Source organism: Kribbella sp. VKM Ac-2568, assembly GCF_004345365.1.
Taxonomy (GTDB): Bacteria; Actinomycetota; Actinomycetes; order Propionibacteriales; family Kribbellaceae; genus Kribbella; species Kribbella orskensis.
Genome location: NZ_SLVF01000002.1, coordinates 474,559 through 494,588, shown reverse-complemented (window position 1 = coordinate 494,588; position 20,030 = coordinate 474,559). Strand labels below are relative to the sequence as shown.

General features: G+C 69.4%; 24 protein-coding genes. 12 read left to right on the top strand and 12 right to left on the bottom strand.

What is annotated here, in order from left to right:
* Positions 1–5: 5 nt before the first annotated feature.
* Together thiS and thiO are read right to left on the bottom strand one after the other, a co-directional pair.
* Positions 6–224, bottom strand: coding sequence for a sulfur carrier protein ThiS (gene thiS / locus EV648_RS06135; RefSeq protein WP_241994927.1), 219 nt, complete (start codon positions 222–224; stop codon positions 6–8).
* Positions 221–1,420: a glycine oxidase ThiO gene (thiO, locus tag EV648_RS06130; RefSeq protein WP_132285937.1), complete on the bottom strand. Its 1,200-nt coding sequence runs from the start codon at positions 1,418–1,420 to the stop codon at positions 221–223. The genes thiS and thiO overlap by 4 nt, the downstream gene beginning before the upstream one ends.
* 42 nt (positions 1,421–1,462) lie before the next feature.
* Between thiO and thiE the strand changes: the two genes are divergently transcribed.
* Genes thiE through EV648_RS06115 form a run of 3 tightly spaced genes read left to right on the top strand, consistent with a single transcriptional unit; the run spans position 1,463 to position 2,553 of the window.
* Positions 1,463–2,128 carry a thiamine phosphate synthase gene (gene thiE, locus EV648_RS06125; protein WP_132285934.1) on the top strand — a complete coding sequence of 222 codons (666 nt, stop codon included), beginning with the start codon at positions 1,463–1,465 and terminating at the stop codon, positions 2,126–2,128.
* Positions 2,128–2,310 carry a hypothetical protein gene (locus EV648_RS06120; protein WP_199234442.1) on the top strand — a complete coding sequence of 61 codons (183 nt, stop codon included), beginning with the start codon at positions 2,128–2,130 and terminating at the stop codon, positions 2,308–2,310. Before thiE ends, EV648_RS06120 begins: the two co-directional genes overlap by 1 nt.
* 9 nt (positions 2,311–2,319) lie before the next feature.
* Positions 2,320–2,553: a barstar family protein gene (locus tag EV648_RS06115; RefSeq protein ID WP_241994926.1), complete on the top strand. Its 234-nt coding sequence runs from the start codon at positions 2,320–2,322 to the stop codon at positions 2,551–2,553.
* On the opposite strand, the gene EV648_RS06110 is transcribed toward EV648_RS06115, so the two are convergent.
* Positions 2,531–3,286, bottom strand: a complete 756-nt coding sequence (locus tag EV648_RS06110) for a YqjF family protein (RefSeq protein ID WP_132285931.1) — start codon at positions 3,284–3,286, stop codon at positions 2,531–2,533. The genes EV648_RS06115 and EV648_RS06110 overlap by 23 nt on opposite strands.
* Complete coding sequence (locus EV648_RS06105; RefSeq protein ID WP_132285928.1) at positions 3,255–3,629, bottom strand: DUF4180 domain-containing protein; 375 nt, start codon at positions 3,627–3,629, stop codon at positions 3,255–3,257. The genes EV648_RS06110 and EV648_RS06105 overlap by 32 nt, the downstream gene beginning before the upstream one ends.
* 71 nt (positions 3,630–3,700) lie before the next feature.
* Between EV648_RS06105 and EV648_RS06100 the strand changes: the two genes are divergently transcribed.
* The gene (locus tag EV648_RS06100) at positions 3,701–4,123 is read left to right on the top strand and encodes a helix-turn-helix domain-containing protein (protein WP_132285925.1); all 423 of its coding nucleotides are present in this window, start codon (positions 3,701–3,703) and stop codon (positions 4,121–4,123) included.
* A 10-nt stretch (positions 4,124–4,133) separates the two neighbouring features.
* Here the strand turns inward: EV648_RS06100 and EV648_RS06095 are convergent, their stop codons facing one another.
* Positions 4,134–5,204 (bottom strand): polyprenyl synthetase family protein, encoded by a 1,071-nt coding sequence (locus EV648_RS06095; protein WP_132285922.1) that lies wholly within the window; start codon positions 5,202–5,204, stop codon positions 4,134–4,136.
* A 56-nt stretch (positions 5,205–5,260) separates the two neighbouring features.
* Here EV648_RS06095 and metF point away from each other — a divergent pair, with 56 nt between their 5' ends.
* Both metF and EV648_RS06085 read left to right on the top strand, forming a co-directional pair.
* Positions 5,261–6,175 carry a methylenetetrahydrofolate reductase [NAD(P)H] gene (metF, locus tag EV648_RS06090; protein ID WP_132285920.1) on the top strand — a complete coding sequence of 305 codons (915 nt, stop codon included), beginning with the start codon at positions 5,261–5,263 and terminating at the stop codon, positions 6,173–6,175.
* Positions 6,176–6,220: 45 nt separating this feature from the next.
* Positions 6,221–6,751, top strand: a complete 531-nt coding sequence (locus EV648_RS06085) for a histidine phosphatase family protein (protein ID WP_132285918.1) — start codon at positions 6,221–6,223, stop codon at positions 6,749–6,751.
* A gap of 6 nt (positions 6,752–6,757) precedes the next feature.
* Here EV648_RS06085 and EV648_RS06080 read toward each other — a convergent pair whose 3' ends face one another.
* From EV648_RS06080 to EV648_RS06070, 3 genes are all read right to left on the bottom strand, one after another.
* Positions 6,758–8,968, bottom strand: coding sequence for a UvrD-helicase domain-containing protein (locus EV648_RS06080; protein ID WP_132285916.1), 2,211 nt, complete (start codon positions 8,966–8,968; stop codon positions 6,758–6,760).
* A gap of 104 nt (positions 8,969–9,072) precedes the next feature.
* Positions 9,073–10,380: an NAD(P)/FAD-dependent oxidoreductase gene (locus tag EV648_RS06075; RefSeq protein ID WP_132285914.1), complete on the bottom strand. Its 1,308-nt coding sequence runs from the start codon at positions 10,378–10,380 to the stop codon at positions 9,073–9,075.
* On the bottom strand, positions 10,380–10,586 hold the full coding sequence (locus tag EV648_RS06070) for a DUF4126 domain-containing protein (protein ID WP_241994925.1): 207 nt from the start codon (positions 10,584–10,586) through the stop codon (positions 10,380–10,382). Before EV648_RS06070 ends, EV648_RS06075 begins: the two co-directional genes overlap by 1 nt.
* Before the next feature lie 174 nt (positions 10,587–10,760).
* On the opposite strand from EV648_RS06070, the gene EV648_RS06065 reads away from it, so the two are divergent.
* Together EV648_RS06065 and EV648_RS06060 are read left to right on the top strand one after the other, a co-directional pair.
* Positions 10,761–12,677 (top strand): N-acetylmuramoyl-L-alanine amidase, encoded by a 1,917-nt coding sequence (locus EV648_RS06065; protein ID WP_132285912.1) that lies wholly within the window; start codon positions 10,761–10,763, stop codon positions 12,675–12,677.
* 10 nt (positions 12,678–12,687) lie between these two features.
* A complete protein-coding gene (locus EV648_RS06060; protein ID WP_158293907.1) occupies positions 12,688–13,596 on the top strand; it encodes a nucleotidyltransferase domain-containing protein in 909 nt (302 codons plus the stop codon).
* A 472-nt stretch (positions 13,597–14,068) separates the two neighbouring features.
* Here EV648_RS06060 and EV648_RS06055 read toward each other — a convergent pair whose 3' ends face one another.
* The 4 genes from EV648_RS06055 to EV648_RS06040 all read right to left on the bottom strand — a co-directional run bounded on the left by EV648_RS06055 (position 14,069) and on the right by EV648_RS06040 (position 16,656).
* A complete protein-coding gene (locus EV648_RS06055; protein WP_132285903.1) occupies positions 14,069–14,359 on the bottom strand; it encodes a DUF1905 domain-containing protein in 291 nt (96 codons plus the stop codon).
* A 102-nt stretch (positions 14,360–14,461) separates the two neighbouring features.
* Positions 14,462–14,932, bottom strand: coding sequence for a YbaK/EbsC family protein (locus tag EV648_RS06050; protein ID WP_132285900.1), 471 nt, complete (start codon positions 14,930–14,932; stop codon positions 14,462–14,464).
* Positions 14,933–14,941: 9 nt separating this feature from the next.
* On the bottom strand, positions 14,942–15,982 hold the full coding sequence (locus EV648_RS06045; protein WP_132285897.1) for a DUF4037 domain-containing protein: 1,041 nt from the start codon (positions 15,980–15,982) through the stop codon (positions 14,942–14,944).
* A 68-nt stretch (positions 15,983–16,050) separates the two neighbouring features.
* Positions 16,051–16,656 (bottom strand): DM13 domain-containing protein, encoded by a 606-nt coding sequence (locus EV648_RS06040; protein ID WP_132285894.1) that lies wholly within the window; start codon positions 16,654–16,656, stop codon positions 16,051–16,053.
* Positions 16,657–16,993: 337 nt separating this feature from the next.
* Here EV648_RS06040 and EV648_RS43825 point away from each other — a divergent pair, with 337 nt between their 5' ends.
* From EV648_RS43825 to EV648_RS06020, 4 genes are all read left to right on the top strand, one after another.
* Positions 16,994–17,365 carry a DUF6504 family protein gene (locus EV648_RS43825; RefSeq protein ID WP_132285891.1) on the top strand — a complete coding sequence of 124 codons (372 nt, stop codon included), beginning with the start codon at positions 16,994–16,996 and terminating at the stop codon, positions 17,363–17,365.
* Positions 17,362–17,835 carry an SAV_6107 family HEPN domain-containing protein gene (locus tag EV648_RS06030; protein ID WP_132285888.1) on the top strand — a complete coding sequence of 158 codons (474 nt, stop codon included), beginning with the start codon at positions 17,362–17,364 and terminating at the stop codon, positions 17,833–17,835. Before EV648_RS43825 ends, EV648_RS06030 begins: the two co-directional genes overlap by 4 nt.
* A 149-nt stretch (positions 17,836–17,984) precedes the next feature.
* Entirely contained in the window at positions 17,985–18,731 is a 747-nt protein-coding gene (locus tag EV648_RS06025; protein ID WP_132285885.1) for a methyltransferase domain-containing protein, read from the top strand.
* A gap of 535 nt (positions 18,732–19,266) precedes the next feature.
* Positions 19,267–19,731, top strand: a complete 465-nt coding sequence (locus EV648_RS06020; RefSeq protein WP_241994954.1) for a DUF3040 domain-containing protein — start codon at positions 19,267–19,269, stop codon at positions 19,729–19,731.
* Positions 19,732–20,030 lie beyond the last annotated feature (299 nt).

Genomic DNA, 20,030 nt, shown 5'->3' with positions numbered 1-20,030 from the left:
TCTCCTCAACCGCCCTGGACCGCGGTGAGGATCTCCACCCGGTCGCCTTCGCCCAGCGTGGTCCCGGTCCAGTCGGCACGGGTCACCACCGCCTCGTTCACCGCGACAGCCACACCGATCGGGCTGCGGGCCCAGCGGTCGACCACCTCGGCAACAGTGGTACCTGCCGCGATCTGCTCGCTGTTGCCGTTCACGAGCACGTTCACACCGCTGTCCTCACTCACTTGGCTACCTTAGGCATCTCGTCGCCGGTGTCCGCACGCCGGGCATCCGCATGCTGGGCAGGACCGAATCTGGCGGCCAGGAACGGCTGTGCCAACTCTGGAAGTGCCCCGGTTCGAATGGTTTCGGCTATCAACTGGGCGGTGATCGGAGTCAGCAGTACTCCGTTGCGATAGTGCCCGGTGGCCCACAGAAGACCGTCGAGCCCGGAGTCGCCCAGGATCGGCGCGTTGTCCGGTGTGGCCGGGCGAAGGCCCGCCACCGCCTCCACGAGTTCCAGCTCGTCCGTGATGGGCAGGACCATCCGCGCATCACGCAGCAGGGCGAACACCCCGCCGGCCAGGACGCGGGTGTCGTAGCCGAGCTCGGACGTGGTGGCGCCGACCACGAGCTCGCCACCCGGCCGGGGTACCAGGTAGACGGAGAACCCTCGGGCGGTCGCCCGCACTGTGTGGTGCAGGGCAGGACGGTATGCCTCGGGTACTCGCAGGCGCAGGATCTCGCCCTTGAGCGGCCGGACCGGCACGCGGAGCTCTTGCGGGATCCCTTCCAGCTGCGACGACCAGGGACCAGCCGCTGCAACGATCTGGTCCGCCATCAGCGATTGGCCGTCTTCCAACTGCACCCCGACGGCCGCAGTACCGGAGGTGAGGACGCGGGCGACTCGCTGGCGGATGAAGTTGACGCCTACTAGCTCAGTCGCGCGCAGGAGGGTGGCCACGGCCTGGCGGTTGTCCACCGAGTGGTCGCCGGGCACCCAGACGCCACCGGAGACACCTGCGGCCAGTAGCGGTTCCCGCTTGCGCGCTTCGCGGCCGGAGAGCTCCTCGACGTCGAGTCCGAGCCGGCGCTGGTAGTCCGCGAGCCGATGGAGTGCCGCCGCGTCGTCGACGTCGTACGCGACTGAGAGGGTGCCGGTGCGGTTGAGCCCGGCGGACTGGCCGGTCAGGGCTTCGAGCTCCTCCGCGAAGGAGGGCCAAGCCGCGACGCCGGCCAGATTCAGCGCCAGCAGGGCGTCCTCGCCGTACTCGACCTCGGTGACGGGAGCGAGCATGCCGGCCGCGACCGAGGAGGTCTGACTGCCGGGTGTCGGGTCGCATACCGTCACCTGGATACCGTCTGCCGCGAGTCGCCAGGCGGTGGCCAGACCGATCAGTCCGGCGCCGATGATCACGACATCGGAGGATTTCTCAGCCATGCGCCAACAGTACGGCCGGTCTTCCATGGCAGGCTGGGCGGTGTGACTGAGCACACCGCCGACGCAGGATTGCGTGACCGACTGGCCGACGCCCGGCTCTACCTGTGCACTGACGCACGGGAGAAGCAGGCCGACCTCGAGCAGTTCCTCGATGCCGCTTTGAGCGGTGGCGTCGACATCGTGCAACTCCGCCAGAAGGACCTCGAGGCAGCGGACGAACTGGCCGCGCTCGAGGTGTTCGCCGACGCTTGCAAGCGCCACGGCAAGCTCCTGGCCGTCAACGACCGCGCCGACATCGCCTTCACCGTAGGAGCCGATGTGCTGCACCTCGGTCAGCGCGACCTCCCGGTCCAGGCCGCCCGTGCGATCACCGGGCACGAGCCGGTGATCGGCCGCTCGACCCACACCTTCAGCCAGGTGAACGCCGCTGTCGCCGAGCAGGGCTCGGACTACTTCTGTGTCGGCCCGACCTGGGAGACCCCGACCAAGCCCGGCCGGAGCGCCGCAGGCCTGGAACTCGTCTCGTACGCCGCCAGCCGGCAGCCGGTGAAGCCCTGGTTCGCCATCGGCGGGATCGACCTCGGCCGGCTCGACCAGGTGATCGAGGCCGGCGCGGAGCGGGTGGTTGTCGTACGGGCCATCACCGAGGCGGACGACCCGGCAGCGGCGGCCGGGGAGTTCAGCAGGCGGCTGCGAGGTGCCGGATGATGAACAACCCGAAGGTGGCGCGGATCATCGCCGCCGTGGTGATCGCGATGCTGGTGATCACCCTCGCCGCGGCACTGTTCGGCTGCAGTGCCAGTAAGCCGGCCACCAGCGCGCCAAGCACCGACCCGGACAGCGGCCTCGTCGTGGTGGCCGTGGCCGGTCTTCCCAACGAAGCGCAGTAGACGCTGAGCTTGATCGACCGGAACTGGGACGCTCTGGCCGACTCGCTGAGCGACAGGTCCACCGGCGAGCCAGAGGTGGTGCTGTGGGACGGCTTGCGCGAATTGCTCGGCCACGACCACGAGACGGTCGACGTGGCCTTCCAGATCTTCGCCGAGGACGCCAGCGAGTCAGGCCAGCTCCGAGTCTTCCTCCGCGAAGCCAACGACGTTCCGGACCTCGTCAGCGCAGTACCGGTGGTCTAGGCGTCGAGGCGAGGGTTGGGCGGCCGAAGCGGGCCGGTACGCCGTCGCTGAAGGCCAGGTGATCGGGTGGGCGCTTGCTGAGCTCGCCCAGTCCGACAGAGGCGAGCAGGCCGTTGTCCTCGAACCGCTCCAGCGCGGCCTCACGCAGTACCCAGGCGGGGTGTTCGTTCGGCAGGTACCAGGTGCGGCGTGCCCGGGCCACGTGCAGGCCCCAGCGGGCGGTCAGGAAGTGCTCGAGCGGCCCTGGTTCCAGCCTGCGGCCTATCCGCGTGACGACGGTGCTGCTGGCGGTCGTACCGGGCCAGCGCAGCGTCGACGTGTAGGTGTGAAGGTCGCCTCGCTGCTCGTGGCGCATCCGGGCCCAGCGGTAGGGGAGCCCGAAGGTACTGCGGGCTGCCGCCACCACCGCCGCGCGATCGGCGTCCAGGCTGAGGAACACCACGCCCCGGCGACCAGTGGTGTCGACCGAGTAGAGCCGGATGTTTGTCTCCAGGAACGTGCCGAGCCAGGGGACCGGCGGTCCTTGCAGGAGTCCACTGTCGACCATCCTGAACGGCACCAGACCGACGTAGGTCAGTCCGTCGAAAGTGTCCGGCCCTGTGCCGGGCGGGAAGAACCGGGCGATCTCCTGGGGATCGACAGCCCAGTGCAGGAAGGAAAGATCGCGCCAGTCCTGCCTGATGACGTGGGGCCGGGCCAGCTCAGGCGCCTGCGCCGACACTTCCTCCGCCATACCGAGAATCTAGCCGCTCGTCGAAGGTCGCCAGATCAGGCACGAACCAGAGGTTGCGGCCGTCGTTCGCCTCCCGGACCCAGTCGCGGAACGCCTCGCTGACGTCCTCGTGGGCCGACACGTCTCCGACGATCGCGAGGTGCATCCGGTAGTTGACGAACTTCTGCGCGATCGCGCCGGCCACACCGGTCTGGAGCCGGAAGAAGTCGGGTGGCAACAGGTCGACCGGCAGCAGCACCCATTCGGCCTGGTGCTCGTAGTGCGCCTCGGCGATCAGGTCGACGGCGGCCCGGTCGTCGCGCACGACTTTGCCGGCGGTGTAGGCGACAGGCAGCGTAGTCATGGCTGTAAAGTACCTTAAACATCCCTATCGAGTCATTTATAGGGAATTCTAAGGAAGGCGAGCGGGATCTAGTGGCACAGGAGTTGTACTCGGTCGAGCAGGTGGCGGAGCGGCTCGGTCTGCACGTGCGGACGATCCGGAACTACGTCCGCGCCGGGCGCCTGAAGGCGGTGCGGATCGGCAAGCAGTACCGGATCTCCCGCGAGGATCTGGAGGCCTTCACCGGCGTCAGCGCGGCGGTGTCCGGCGCCGACTCCCGGGAACGGCACGTCGAGGTGTCGAGCATCGTCCAGGTGGACGCGATCGACCGGGCAGGCGCGGACCGGATCACCACCCATGTGATGGCGTCCCTCAACCAGGGCGGCATCGGCCACCTGCGGGTCGAGGCGGCGTACGACGAGGACCGCGCCACGCTCAAGCTGATCGTGCTCGGCGAGCCGGAGGTGTCCGCGGATCTCCTCCGGCTGATCGCCCTGATGGCGAAGGCCTCCTAGCGACGGCCTCTTAGACGTGCCTGGAGGTCGCGGCGATGGCGAGGTCGGCCAGCGCCTTGCGCGAGGTCTCGTCGTCGATCGGTGACCGCTCGAGCGCGTCCAGGGCGTCCTCGGTGCGCTCGGTGATCAGGTTCTCGCAGGCCTGGACCGCGCGGCTGTCCTGCAGGATCTCGCGCAGCAACTGGATCTCGTCGTCGTCGAGGTCCGCCCGGCCGAAGAGCCGGTCGAACTCGGTCAACTGGACCTCGGAGGCGTGCTCGACGGCGTACGCGGTGAGCACGGTGCGCTTGCCTTCGCGTAGGTCGTCGCCGGCGGGCTTGCCCGTCACGGTGGGATCGCCGAAGACCCCGAGCAGGTCGTCGCGCAACTGGAACGCCTCTCCCAGCGGCAGCCCGTACGCCGACAGCGAGTCGACCAGGTGCTGCCCGCCACCACCGAGCGCGGCACCGATGTGCAGCGGGCGCTCGACCGTGTAGGTGGCCGACTTGTACCGGAGCACCCGCAGCGCCCGGTCCATGTCCGCCTCGCCGGATGCCTGGGCGACCAGGTCGAGGTACTGCCCGGCCGTCACCTCGACCCGCACCGCGTCGAAGAACTTGGAGGCACTCGCGAGCGCGGCCGCGTCGAACCCGGAGGTGTGCATCATCTCGTCGGCCCAGATCAGGCAGAGGTCACCCAGCAGGATGGCCGCGCCGATCCCGAACCCGACGGGATCCCCGCCCTTGCCGCTGGCCTCGGACCAGGCCCGCTGCAGCGCTTCGAACCGCCGGTGCGCCGCGGGCGCCCCGCGGCGTACGTCCGAGGAGTCCATCACGTCGTCGTGCACCAGGGCGCTGACGTGCAGCATCTCCAGGCTGGCGGCGGCCTTCAGGATCGGCAGGTCGGGATCGCCGCCGGCGGCCCGGAAACCCCAGTAGCAGAAGGACGGCCGCAGCCGCTTGCCGCCACTGGTCGCGTCGCGCGCGGCCTGGACCTGCTCGGTCAGCTCAGGCCCGATGGCCGCGAGCCGTTCCTGCTGGATGTCCAGGAAGCTGGTCAGGGCGCGCTGGATCTCGGTCGGGATGTCCGCGTCGGCATACACGTCTCGGAGGGTAGTCGGTCGGAGCGCGCAGGCCCACGCCCCGGTAGTCTTGGCGAATGGCAACCGGTCTCCCGTCCACGCGTCCCGGCAGCAGGCCGACGATCCGTGAGCTGCTCTCGACCGGGCAACCTTCCTTCTCCTTCGAGTTCTTCCCACCGAAGACGCCCGAGGCCGAGGAGGTGCTGTGGCGGTCGATCCGCGAGATCGAGCAGCTCCGGCCCACCTTCGTCTCGATCACGTACGGCGCGGGCGGGACCACGCGCGACGGCACCATCCGGGTCACCGAGCGGGTCGCGCAGGACACCTCGCTCACCCCGCTCGGGCATCTCACCTGCGTCTCGCACTCGCGCGACGAGCTGAGGTCCGTGATCGGCGCCTACGCCGGATCGGGCGTCCGCAACATCCTGGCGCTGCGCGGTGATCCCAAGGGCGGGCCTTCGCAGCCCTGGGTAGCGCATCCCGAAGGCCTGAACCACGCGGTGGAACTGGTCGAGCTGGTCCGGTCGCTCGGCGACTTCTGTGTCGGCGTGGCGGCGTTCCCCGACAAGCATCCCGAGGCGGCCGACCTCGAGGCCGACGCCCAGGTGCTCGCGGCCAAGGCCGCGGCCGGCGCGGACTACGCGATCACCCAGATGTTCTTCGGCGCGGACGACTACTTCCGGCTGATCGACCGGGCGGCCACGCTCGGCTGCGACATGCCGGTCCTGCCGGGTGTCATGCCGGTCACGAACATCAAGCAGATCGAGCGGATGGCCGAGCTGACCGGCATGGCGCTGCCGAAGCCGGTGACCGACCGGCTGAACGCGGTCGCCGAGGACCCCGCGGCGGTCCGTGCCGTCGGCATCGAGATCGCCACCGAGCTGTCCGACAAGCTGCTCGCCGGCGGCGCGCCGGGCATCCACTTCATCACGCTGAACCGGTCGACGGCGACGCGCCAGGTCTTCCGCAACCTCCAGTCCGCCGTGGTCTGACCTTCACCGCACCCATCGGGGCGTTCGACGCTCTATCCTGAGCCGATGGCTGACCCGTCGGACCTGCTGATCGACCGCACCCTGGTGCTGCTCCGGCACGCCAAGGCGGTGCCGCCCGAGACGATGCCCGACCTGGACCGGCCGCTCGCGGACCGCGGCCGCGCCGACGCCGCCGCGGCCGGCCGCTATCTCGTTGCCCAGGGCATCGAGCCGGACCTGGTGCTCTGCTCGCCGTCGACCCGCACCCGCGAGACCTGGGAATACGCCGCCGCGGCCGGCGTGACCGCGACGGACGTCTGGTACGACCGGCGCATCTACAGCGCGGACACCGACGAACTCCTCGACGTCCTCCACGACGTGCCGGCCGAGGTCCGCACCGTGATCCTGGTCGGCCACGGGCCGGGCGTCCCCTGGCTGGCCGACGAGCTCACGCTGGACGGCACGAGCCCCCAGCGGGTCGAGCTCACCCGGAAGTACCCGACCAGCGGCCTGGCCGTACTGCACCACACCACCCGCTGGTCGGACCTGGCCGCCGACGACGCCGACCTCGTCGACTACGTCATCCCGCGCGGCTAGCGCCCCTTACTGGGGAAGCCAGTGGGTGGTGCTGTTGACGGTGATCATCCGCTGGGTGGCGCGGGTCAGGACGACGTAGAGGGCGCGGACGCCACCGAGCGTGTCGCTGACGATCCGGTCGGGCTCGACCACCACGACAGCGTCGTACTCGAGGCCCTTGGACTCGAGGGGGCTCAGGGCAACCACCCGCGGGTCACCGAGGTCGGCGAGCGCCGGGTCGATCGCCGGCCGGAGTTTCGGCGGCACGATCACCCCGACGGTTCCCTCCACCAGTTGCAGCAGCTCGCCCGCCGCGTCGGCCGCGGCCTCGGCCACCTTGCCCGCGTCGAAGATCCGGTGCTCCGGCTCCACCCCGGTACGCCGTACCGCGTCCGGCAGGTCCGCGTCCGGGATCTGGCGGCGGATCACCTCACCGGCGAAGGAGTAGATCTCGGCCGAGTTCCGGTAGTTCGTCGACAGCCGGAACGTGTGCCGCTGCAGGTGCGACAGCATCGAGTCCATCGCCGCGCGGGCCTCGTCCGGGTCGGGCCAGGAGCTCTGCGCCGGGTCGCCCACGATCGTCCAGCTCGCCTGCGGCCCCCGCCGGGTCACCATTCGCCACTGCATGGGGGAGAGGTCCTGCGCCTCGTCGACGAGCACGTGCGCGTACTCGTCGGGCTCGTCGGCCTCCGCGGCTGCAGTCGCCCGCGCGCGGCGCTCCGAGGTGGTCAGCACCTCGTTCACGCCGTCCGACAGGCCCTCGAGCCAGTCGAACTCCTCGTCCTTGCCGGCTTCCTGGACGGGCGGCCGCCCGAGCACGTTGGCCAGCTCGTCCAGCAGTGCTACGTCCGCGATGGTGAACTCGTCCGTACCGCGAACAGCCGTCGCCAGCTGGTCGATCTCGGCCGGGGTGAAGTCGCCCCGGGACCACCGCTGCGCGCGCCTGGGGTCGCCCAGCCAGCGCAGTACGGCGCCGGGGGTGAGGACGGGCCACCAGGACGCGAAGAACGTCTTGAAGGCCGGCAGGTCCGTGACGATGTCCCCGAACGACTCGCGGTCGCCGTACACGCCGTTGCGCAGGTCGTCGGGGAAGCGGGTCCACAGTGCGGCGACGAGCGCCTTGCGAGCCTCCGAGCCGGCCTTGTTGCGCGGAGTACGGCGCAGCGCGTTGCGGCGGACGTTGTCGAGCTGGTTCGCGTCCAGCTCGATGGTGGAGCCGCCGACGAAGACTCGCAGGGTGGTCGGAGCGCTGGGCACCCGGTCGCGTGCGGCTCGGGAGAGGAGGCCGCGCATCCGCAGGGAGCCTTTGATCGCCGCGACCTCCGCCTCGTCCACAGCGGTGGCCCGGACGCCGTCGACGAGCTCGCCGACGGCCCGGAGGGAGACGGTGTTCTCGCCGAGGCTGGGGAGCACCCGCTCGATGTAGGCCATGAAGGCCGCCGACGGACCGACCACGAGCACGCCGCCGCGCTCGAACCGCCTGCGGTCGGAGTACAGCAGGTAGGCCGCGCGGTGCAGCGCGACCACGGTCTTGCCGGTGCCCGGGCCACCACCGATGACGGTGACGCCGCGGGCAGGTGCGCGGATCGCCTTGTCCTGCTCGGCCTGGATGGTGGCGACGATGTCGCGCATCGTGTGGCCACGCGCGCGGGACAGTGAGGCCATCAGCGCGCCCTCACCCATCACCGGCAGGTCCTCGGGAGCCCGCTCCGGCGCCAGCAAGTCGTCCTCGATGCCGACGATCCGGGGACCCTTGTTGCGCAGCACCCGGCGCCGTACGACGCCGAGCCGGTCGGTCGAGGTGGCCCGGTAGAACGGCTCGGCGGCCGGGGCACGCCAGTCGATCACCAGCGGCTCGTACTCCGCGTCGCGGACGCCGATCCGCCCCACGTACAGCTTCTCCAGGTCCTCGGCGGTCGCGGCGGGCTCGTTGTCGTCGCCCTGGTCGGAGTCGAGCCGGCCGAAGACCAGGCCCTCGTGCTCCGCATCCAGCTCGGCAATCCGGCGGGCGGCGGCGAACACCAGCACGTCCCGCTCGTAGAGGCCGGTCTGCTCCTCGTCACGGACCCGGCCGACGTTCTGCGCCTGACCGCGCTGATGCCCTTCGACCGCGATCCGGGAGGCGGATCGAGCGGCTTCGGCGACCCTTGTGTACACCCGGTCGACGTGCTGCTGCTCGGCTTCGAGCTCAGCCCGTTCGACGTTCTCGAGATGGGTCGACGTGGGGGATTGATCCACCGGGGTCCTCTCTACTGCCGGGCCTGCCCACCTTCGAGTTGGCCCCGACACGGAACACATGAACGATCAATCCTAGTGCGCCGGGTTCGCCGACCCCAGGCCGGTCAGGCTTTTCCGACCGCGTCCGCGACGATCGCCGCGCCCAGGGTGGTCGCCGGGACTCCTGTGCCCGGGTGAGCGCCCGCGCCCACGCAGTACAGGCCCTTGACCGGGGAAACGTTCGCCGCGCGTCGCCGGGCGGTCCTGTAGCCCTCCCAGGCCACCCCGGCCAGCCAGGAGGCTGAGGTCTGCCTGGAGACCACCTTGTCCCGGATGTGCAGGCCACGAGCGACCAGGAGGTCCAGTACGTCGTCAGTGGGGTAGCCGTGGACCAGAACCGACCAGGCCTGGTGTCCTGCCGGGGCCTGGCCGCCGGTGCGGACCACCACGGTCGGGCTGCCATGCAGCACCGTCTCGAACGGCAGGTCGGGTACGGGGTCTCTCAGGCCCAGGTGGACGACGTAAGCGGCCTGCGCCTGGTGGGTCGACAGAACCTTACGGCGGACCTTCTTGGCGGCCGGGTCGTCCACCAGTTGGCCGTAGAGGTCCCGCGGGTCGATATCGCTGACCATGATCTCGGCAGGCAGTTCGGTGCCGTCCGCGAGCCTCACACCGGTCACCCTGCCACTGTCGGTGGTCACGGCGACCACCTCGGCGCTCGTGTGGATGTCGATCTTGCGCTCGCTGGCCCGTTGCGCCAGGGCGTCGGCGAGGACGCCGAACCCGCCCTGGACGGTCCACCGGCCGAAGGTGCGCTCGAGGTACGACCACACGCCGATATACCCGGGCGTGAGCTTCGGGTCGGACCCGTGCTGCGTCGCGTAGTACCGCAGTACTGCGCGTGCCCGCTCGTCGTCGAGGCTCCGCTGGGCGACGCGCTGCAGTGACTGCCAGGGCTTGAGCGCGTGGATCGCCTTGAGTGGGAGGCGGTCCTGCAGGGGTGGTTCGAGCGAGGTCTTGCGGAGGATCTGCCAGGTCTCGCCGTATCCGTCGACGAGCGAGGTCCACCGCTGCGCGGCCTTCTCCCCGGCCAGATCGGTCCACGCCTCCGCCTGGGGGGCGCGGTCGCCGACCGGTAGGTCGAGGATCGACCCGTCGCCGAACAGGTGCCGCCGCGGTTCGGTGATGGGCTCCAGGTGCACCAGGCTCTCGATCGGCCGCCCGCTCTTGCGGAACAGGTCGCGGAGCGCGGCCGGCAGCGTAGTACTGGCTGCTCCGGCGTCCCAGCAGAAGCCGTCGGCCTCGACCCGGCCGAGCGCGCCGCCGAGCCGGTCACTCTCCTCGCAGATCGTGACCTGGTGCCCGAGCTTGGCCAGCCGTACGGCGGTGGCGAGACCGGCGAGGCCGGCCCCGATGACGATCACGCGAGCCATCAGACGGCACTGCTCCCGGTCTTGTCGGCGACGAACTCGAAGACGAACAAGGCGCCGGCCGCGATCAGCACGGCGTTGCCGGTCAGCCCCACCGGGACCTCGTCGACGCCGCCGAAGCGGCCGAGCAGGCCGAGGATCAGCACGCAGGCGTAGGCGTTGATGCCGCTCGCCCAGCCCGTCGTGAACGCCAACGGCAACGCTTCCATGGTCCTGCTCCGTAACCCTCTGTCGCTTCCCCGATAGAACGCCGCCTGTGGTCAGAATCGAACCGCTCGACCCCAGTTTTGGTTAACCGTTGACATCCAAGTCTCCACGACCCAAAGTGATCAGGTTGCCGGTCTGAGTGACCGGCCTTCCCATCAGGGTCAGGGAGAACCAACATGCGTCGTCGTTCGAAGATTCTCGCCGCACTGGCAGCGGTAGCGCTGCCCATGACCGTGACCGGCGTGTCGTCCGGCGGTCCGCCCGCGGCGGTCGCCTCCACTCCCGGACCTGCGTCCGCCGTCGCTGCCGGCGCCTTCAAGGCGGCCTCGCAGCAGTACGGCGTACCGGAGTCCGTACTGCTGGCTGTCTCTTATGCCGAGACCAGGTGGGACGACCACCAGGGCAAGGCGAGCACGTCGGGCGGTTACGGACCGATGCACCTCACCGCTGTCGACCCCGCCGAAGCGGTCGACCTGTCGGGCGGCGAGAAGGTCGCCAAGGGCGAGTCGCTGCGCACCCTCTACAAGGCTTCCGAGCTGACCGGACTCGACCCGGCCGCGCTGCGGAACGACACCGCCACCAACATCGCCGGTGGCGCCGCACTGCTCGCCGAGTACCAGCGCTCGCTCAAGCTGCCCGTCGGCGCGAGCACGTCCGCGGCCGACTGGTACGGCGCGATCAGCTCGTACGCCGGGGCTGCGGACAAGACGAGCGCCTCCGCCTTCGCCGACGACGTCTACGCGATCATGGCGCGCGGAGCGGCCCGGACCACCAACACCGGCCAGCAGATCGTGATGCCCGCGCTGCAGGTGACACCGGCCAAGTCACAACTCGCTCGTACCCCGCTGCCGGCCGGAACCAAGGCCGCCGGGGCGACGGAGTGCCCCACGACGATCACCTGCGAGTGGCTGCCGGCTCCCTACCATGTCACCACTCCTGGTGACTACGGCAACCACGACCTCGCGAACCGGCCGAAGACCGGCAAGATCGACTACATCGTCATCCACGACACCGAGGGTGGCTGGCAGGGCACGCTGAACCTGGTGCAGGACCCGACGTACGTGTCGTGGCAGTACACGATGCGGTCGTCCGACGGGCATGTCTGGCAGCACGTGAAGGCCAACGACGTCGCCTGGCACGCCGGCAACTGGTACGTGAACATGCACAGCATCGGGATCGAGCACGAGGGCTTCGCGGCCCAGGGCGCGACCTGGTTCACCGAGTCGCTCTACCGCAACTCGGCCAAGCTGGTCCGCTACCTGGCGGCCAAGAACGACATCCCGCTGGACCGAGCGCACATCATCGGCCACGACCAGGTGCCGGGCACGATCCCGTCCACCGTCGCGGGGATGCACTGGGATCCGGGACCGTACTGGGACTGGGAGCACTACTTCGACCTGCTGGGCGCGCCGATCTACGGCCACAACGTCTTCCCGGTCAAGGCCGGCTCGATCGTCACGATCAAGCCCGGCTTCGCCGACAACGTGCAGGTCGTGACCAACTGCAACGCCGACGGCACCTGCGCTCCGCAGGGCACGAACTTCGTCTACCTCCGGCAGGCGCCGGACGACGCTGCTCCGCTGGTGAAGGACCTCGGGCTGCGGCCTGGTTCGAGTGCCAGCACCACGCAGGTGTCGGACATCGGAGCACGCGCCGCCGCCGGTTCGCAGTACGTGGTGGCTGAGCGGTCGGGTGACTGGGTGGCCGTCTGGTACCTGGGCGCCAAGGGTTGGTTCAAGAGCCCTGCTGGTACGCCGGATGCGTTTGCCAAGCCTGGTCTTGTGGTGAAGCCGAAGGCGGGCAGGACGTCGGTGCCGGTCTACGGTCGGGCTTACCCGGAGCAGTCCGCTTACCCGGCTGGTATTCCTTATCAGACGGTCACGCCGCTGCAGTACACGATCGGTGAGGGTCAGGCCTACCCGGTGAGCGACGCGTCCATCGAGACGGACTACTACCGCGCGACGACCTTCGACGGGCAGCCGCCGACGGACCACGTGCAGGTGCTCGGCAAGGACCGGTACTACCAGATCTGGTTCGGCCACCGGATGGCTTACGTCCGCGCGGCCGATGTGGATCTGCGCCCGGCCGTCTAGCATCCACCGCATGACCTCAGACGAAGCCGTCCAGCTCCTGCTGGACGGCTTCGTCGCTTCTGTGTGCGGGCTTTTGCCGGTTCGTGCTGTGTGGGTGCACGGATCTCTTGCCCTCGGCGACTTCCAGGTCGGGCGGAGCGACTTCGATCTGGTCGCTGTACTGGACGGGCCGATCGTGGATCCCGAGGCGCTGTGCGAACTTCATCGGTCGCTCGAGAAGACGCATCCGCTGGCGGAGAAGCTGCACTGCAGCTACATGCAGGTCGACCAACTGGCCGATGCTTCGCTTCGCCATCCAACCTGGGCGCAGCAGCGGTACTTCGATCGCCCGGTGGGCGCGGTGACCCGCCGCGAGCTGGCACTCGGCGACCGGAGCCTCTTCGGCCCGCCACCATCTTCCTTGCTGCCGGCAACCACCGACGAGGAACTGGCCGCCTTCATCCGCGACGACCTCGAACACTTCTGGTATCCGGCCACCCGAAAGCTCACCCCCTGGTACACCGACATCTGGGTAGACCTAGGCCTGATCACAGTCGCCCGAGCCGGCGTAACCCTCACCACCGGCCACCTAATCACCAAACAAGCAGCCCTATCCCTACTCCCATCCCTAGGCGCCCCCGCCTCGGTAGTCACCGACATCCACCACCGCCGCTACGGCCCTCCCACCCGCGCCACCCCACCCACCAAGCGCCCCACACCCACGCAGCCCACCACCGCACCCACCCAGGGCGCCGCACCCACCCAGGGCGCCGCACCCACCCAGGGCGCCGCACCCGCCGAGGGCGCCTCGCTCACGGGGCATCCAGCTCTCGGCCGGTACGCCGCGCTGGCGCTACCCTCCCCACTCTGGCGCCTGCGACGCGGCCAACTGGCCCGCTCCTTCGTCCGCAGACAGATCGCCGAAGTCCTCGACCTCTAGCTCCAGCGCCGCCCAGCCCTCGGCGACGCCCCGGCCGAAGGGTGCCAGCGGTGGATGTGGGGGGTGGGGACACCCAACCGGCACCGCGGACGCCCAACCGGGACCGCGGACACCCAACTGGCACCGGGGACACGATATTTCTTGTCCGAGGTCCCCGGACGATGTTCGGACCCACCACGGGCGCCCGTCCGAGGAGGCACCGCGGGTGGGCGTGCTGGTCGGTCGGGCCGGGCATCCGGCACTCACAACCACGCCCGATCCTCAGGCACGCCGCCGGGCCGTGAGCTGCCGGGGCGAGGTTGCTGAGTGGTGGCCGTCCGCTCGATCAACTACTAACCCCACCTACGCCCCGACCCGATTCCCGAGTAGACCCACGGCCCGACTTTCAAGCCCTCGCACCAGCCGCAACTGTCGCCCGAGCCCGAGGTGCCACCAGCCTCCTGGCCGAGTACTTCTAGTGCCACTCAGGAGCTCAGGTGCGCCTTTGCTGGAGGTGCACCTTGACCTCTTCGCCGGCCTGGCTCTTGCCGATCAGCTTGCAGAGGGCGATCTTCAGCGGCAACCAGTGCGGCCCGTTCCCGGACGGCATCAAGGTAGCGGCGAACGGATGCCCATCGATCGTCCCGCTCACCTTGACGGCCCGACGGGTTCCGAGCAGCTCAGCCGAGTCCGGCACGGTCAGGAACGTCGCGAACGCCCCGTCCTTCTCCAGTGCCGCGGTGAACTCGGTGTCGAGCGGTTGAGAGGTCTGCTGCACAGCCATGCGGGTCTCCTGTCATCGGTTGCGATCGACAGGTAAGACTCCCGGCACACGCCCAACTCATCGCTCCCGACTCGATTGGCCAGTTGCTCCCGGCGGGATTCGTCAGTTGACGGTGACCGGCGTGCCGTTCGTGAGGTCCAGGAGTTCCTTGTAGGTCGTCGGGAAGACCGAGTGAGGGATCCCAGCCGCGGCCCAGACCTCGCCGTACTGCTCGAGCGCCGTGTCGACCAGCGTCCGCACCTGGTGCGGGTGCCCGACCGGCGCGACCCCGCCGATCGACTGGCCGGTGTGCTCCTTGACGAACTCCGGCGTCGCCCGGCGCAGCTTGGCGATGCCGAGCTCCGCCGCGAGCTTCGCGGTGTCCACCCGGTGCGCGCCTGAGGTGAGGATCAGCACGGGCGAACCATCGCCGTCGAAGATCAGGCTGTTCGCGATCGCGCCGACCTCGCAGCCGAGCTCCGCCGCCGCGGCCGCCGCGGTCGGGACTGCCTCGTCGAGGATCTTGATCTCGCCGGTGGCGCCGGCTGCCGCCAGGGCGTCGGCGACCCGCTGGACATTGGGATGCTTACTCACGCTGGAACCCTACTTCTCGTAGAACTTGATCAGTCTTCGGTACGCGGCCGGGTTGCTGACGACGTCCGTGTTGTCCGCGAACTGGTCGATCGACCCGACCAGCCCGAGCTCCTTCACCCGGGGATCCCGCACCTTCGCCAGACACGCCTCGACGAACCGGTCCGCGCCGATCACCTGCGCCGGGCGATCGAAGAACTGCCTGGGCAGTGGGTCCAGCGGCTCGGTGAGCCCGAGGTCGTTGTGCCTCCGCGCGACCTTCTCGTATGCCGAGACCAGCGCGCGTTCGCGATCCGCCAGGGTGTCGGCGGCAAGGGTCGCCTCCAGGTCGCGGTCCAGCCCATCGCTGTGGTCGAGCCCGGCGAACGCAGTACCGAGCCATTTCGTGTACGGCGCGTAGGTCCGCGCCATCAGCAGGGCGAGTCGCATCACGTCGCGAACCAGGCGTGCGGCGACGACCCGCGAGCCGAGGTGGTCGCCGACTTCCGCGGTGCGCTGGACGAACGCCTCTTCCTGCGCGATCCGGGACCACTGGCAAGCGAGCATCCAGGTCCAGACGTCGTCCGGGTACCACCTCAGGGCCTCGCGGATCGGCTGCAGGCGGCCGTCGTCGGCGTACACGGGGCCGGCGACGACGCCGAGCAGTTTCTGCTGTGGGGTGATCAGCCAGTCTTCCGTGGTCATGCCGCTGTCGACGCCGTTTTCGATGCCCAGGTCGTCCTTCAGCCAGGCCTCGACGGTGGTGATGGTGACGTGGTGGATCGGCTGCTGGGTGTCCCAGCCGAAGCGGACGGGATGACCGCGGTACTGCTCGGGGAGGCCGTCCTCGATCAGCTTGGCGACGCGGGGGATCTGCTCCTCGTCGACGAAGACGTGGAGGCGCGGACCCCAGGCGTGGTCCGTGGAACGCGCTGTGTCGTAACCGAGAACGTCGGAGCCCCAGCCCAGCAAGCCTGCAGCGTAAGGGATTCCGGCCAGCAACGGACGGACCACCTCGTCGTGGAACCCGGCGCTGAGGTCTCTCGCGGAGACGAAGTCGCTGTCTGTTGCCATGGGTCGACACTAATTCGCGCGGTCGGCCGATCACATCCGGTTTTCCGCACAGTCGGGGTGTGGTTTCCTCAAACCTGCAGGAGTTTCGCGGCGCCGAAGGAGACGTTGAAGCGGTTGCACCAGATCGAGACGCTGGTGAAATCGGCGAGCTCGACGGATGCGGGGATCGGGTAGTTCTGGTTGCCGCGATTGCCCTTGAGTTGGCCGAGACTGCGATACCGGCCGTCGTCGAACACGTGCCAGCCGGCCTTGCCCTCCAGTACGGGGGCGTCGCTGAGCCAGACCTCGAGGTCGGGGCCGTCGGAGGTGTCGAGGCCTTCCAGTCGCAGGACCCGGCTGCCGTCAGCCAGCCGGACGATCGACGCGGTGCCCTGGGTGTCGTGCTCATGGGTGATGAAGCGGCCGGTGGAGAGGCGTTCGGGTCCTCGGGACTGGGACTTGCCAGGTGCCTGTGTCGCTCCGCTGGAGGGGGTGCCGCTCCGGTCGCCGGAAATTGTCGGTGGCGCCGCAGAGGATGTGGTCATGGAGATCGGATCGGCGCCAGGCAGCGCTTCGTCGACCACCGTGTCGGTGAAGAGCCGCCACGGCTGGAAGAGCGGCAGCGCGACGGCTGCGACCACGGCGGCTACCGCCACCACTGTCACGGCGACGGCGCGTCGGCTCGGCGTCGGCATCGGTCTCCTCGCCTCGATTCGGTCGGTGCGACCAGTCTGGCGGCAGGACCGCCCGCGGTGGGTCGTCCCGGGCTTACGGCCCGTTGACGATTGTCGGCGGGCAAGGTTAGGCTTCAAGTGTTCGAACAGATGTTCGATTGCCGCCCAGTCGGAATCGTCGGGAGACCGGCTGCGGGCGATCAGAGCAGCTGGAGGACTCCGGTGCGGAGTTGCGGCCGCATCGGAAACCGGTGGTCCCGGTGGGCCGGGCGCCGAGGTGGACCTCGACCCCCACCTTGCGTCCACCCACCGGGCCGCTGACCAGGGGAAGAAGTTTGCACACAGGAGGCGATGGAGCATGTGGGAGTTCGACGAAGCCGTTGAGGTGCGTTCAGGCGTCGTGGACGGCATCCAGACTCCAGAGCAGTTCCTGTGGCGCGGGCGGTTGTGGCGGGTCTGTGCGGTTGAAGCCCATTGGGTGGAGACGGCGGCCTGGTGGGAGCGCGGCGTGATCGGTTCCGGTGTCGGTGTCGCTCCGGCAGTGGCGGGATCCTCGGCCGCCGCGGGATCATCCGCGGCCGTCGGTGTGTTGGATGCAGATTGGGGGCCGCAGCGGGCGGTCTACCGAGTGGAGGCGGGGTGCGGCCGGCACGGTCGGCGGGAGATGTTCGATCTCGCGCACGACCCCGACTCCGGACGCTGGCAATTGGAGAGGGTGACTGACCGATGACAGTTTCACCGGTTGCACCGGCGGCCGCTGGTTCGGCCAGCCGCGATCTTTCCCGGGCCCGGCTGGCGCTGGCCGAGGCGCGGGAGACCGACGACCACCTGATCCGCTATTCGAGCGCCCACGTCGCCGCCCTGCGAGTCGCCGCCGCGGTCCTCGCGGTCCGCGCACGCCCGGTCCGTTCCGGCCCGCGTCGCCGCGTCCAGCGCAACGCCTGGGTGCTGCTGGCCGAGGTGGCCCCCGAGTTCGGCGAATGGGCGACCTTCTTCGCCGCCGGCGCCACCCAACGCGCGGCCGCGGAAGCAGGCCTGGAGCGAGCAGTCACCATCCGCGAAGCCGATGACCTGGTCCGAGCCGTAGAAACCTTCTACGCCCTGGTCGAATCCAGCCTCCACCTGACCACCCAGTCCGTCCTCCCCGCCTCCTCCAACCCTCAATCAGTCCTTGCCCAGCCTTGGATGCAGGCCAGCTAGCCCACGGGCCCCGTCCGCCCTCCAACCTGCGTCCGTGTCAGTTGCTGGGGAAGCGACCTGGTGGGACGGGTTGGTGGGTGGGGGAGTTGGGGTTGGTGGGAAGTAGGGTGTTGCCCGCAGCGGATCCGTAGCCGAGGAGGGCATTCACGATGGTCGACCGACGTCGCCGCTCGGTGCGTACGGCGCTGGTCGCCGAGGCCCTGCGCGTGGCACTTGCCGGCAGGGGGCGTACCGATCCCGGAGCAGGTCTCGACATCGTCGACCTCGGCGGTGGAACCGGCGGATTCGCCGTACCGCTGGCAGTCGAGGGTCACCGCGTCACCGTCATTGATCCCAGTCCGGATGCACTGGCGTCGTTGGAGCGGCGCGCGAGTGACGAAGGCGTGAGCAAGCTCGTCCGTGGTGTCCAGGGTGATGCCAATGAACTCCCTGGGCTGGCGGGGGATTCGAGTGCCGATGCCGTCTTGTGCCATGGGGTTCTCGAGGTCGTCGACGATCCCGCCCAGGCGCTCCAGGCGATGGCCTCCGTACTGCGAGAAGGCGGCGTCCTCAGCCTGTTGGTTGCCCAGCGCAACGCTGTGGTCCTGGCTCGCGCCCTCGCAGGTCACCTCACCGAGGCACGCGTCGCACTCCAGGACGCCGACGGCCGCTGGGGCCCGAACGACCCCATGCCCCGCCGCTTCGACGAAGCCGGCATCGCCGCCCAGCTGGCAGAAGCCGGCTTCATGGTCCACACCGTGCACGGAGTCCGCACCTTCGCCGACCTCGTCCCCTCGGCCTTCGTCGACTCCGAACCAGGTGCCCCAGAAGCCCTCGCCGAACTGGAACGCGCCGCCAGCCAACACCCCGCCTTCCGAGCCCTAGCCCCCCAACTCCACATCCTCGCCACCCGCTAACCCGCCAAACCGCTCGCCAAGCGCACTCCAGGCGAGCTCACTCCAGCGGACTTCCCGGCCGCCTCCTGGCCCCCCACCGCCTGCACAATCAGCCATCGCGAGCACTCATCCGTCCGACGAGAGCTTCACCGCGGTCACGAAGTGCGGAGTACGACGCTGCCGCAGTCGCTGGCCGCCGGCGATACGCCCGATCTACTCGCCACCTCGGCGCGCCAAACTCAAGCTCGTCGCAGCCGTCTCGCCACCCGCGACCCCCACCTGCGCCCTGGCGTTGGTAGTGGTGGCTGGGTGGCGGCCGGCGGGTGCAGGGGCTGGGGGCTGTTGTGGGGAGGTGATGGTGGGTTGCAGTCGGGCTTGGTGGGCAGGTGGTTACTGGCTGTGGTTGGAGGGGGGTGGGGCGACACGCCGAGGTGGTGGGGTTCGGGGAGCGGGGAGCGGTGGGAATTGGGGGTTTGGGCGGTAGGGAGGGGTGGTTACGGGGTGGAGTTGTGCGACCGTGACGCGCGGGACAGGCGGTCAGGGTTTCGTGGACCGCATGGGCGGCCTAGACTGGACTCGGCCTATCGAGATCGCGCTCACCATGGAGGGATCGACGGTGCCCCTCTCGGAAGAAGAGCAGCGCCAGTTCGAGCAGCTCGAACGTGCCCTCGCTGCGGAAGACCCGAAGTTCGTCTCCGCCATGCGAGGAACAAATGTGCGCTTGTATTACAAGCGCCGGGCAGTGCTTGCCGGCGTTGGATTTGTGCTGGGCATCGGTATTTTGATGGCCGGCGCGATCATTCCCAACACCATCATCGGAGTCATCGGCTTCGTCGTGATGGTTGCCTGTCTGTACATCGCGGCGCTGAGCATGAAGCGCCTGAGCGGTACGAGTGACGGCGATGACATGCCGCCGCCTCCGCCACCGTCCAAGCGGCACAGAACCAGACACGAGTCGTCCGGCAGCTTCATGGAGCGGATGGAAGACCGTTGGCGGCGTCGCCGCGACGAGGACCTCTGAGCCGCCCCGCAGCCTGACCTGAGCATCACCCGAACCACATCCACGCCCCGGCGCAGGGTGTGGTTCTGTTTCCCCCAGTACTCCGCCACGCAGCGTGGGCGGACGTGGTTCTGATCCCCGCGGTACTCCGACACGCAGCGACGCCGCCGGGCTGAGCCTCCGAGGCGCCTGCCGGTGACTGCTGCGTCCCTGAGGCCGACGCGACCGGTCCCGTTGGATGCCGACACGAGTGGGTGAGCCGACCTGGCCTCGCACCCAGGCCGCACGTCACCTCCTCGCGCCCAGGCGGCGCGCCAACT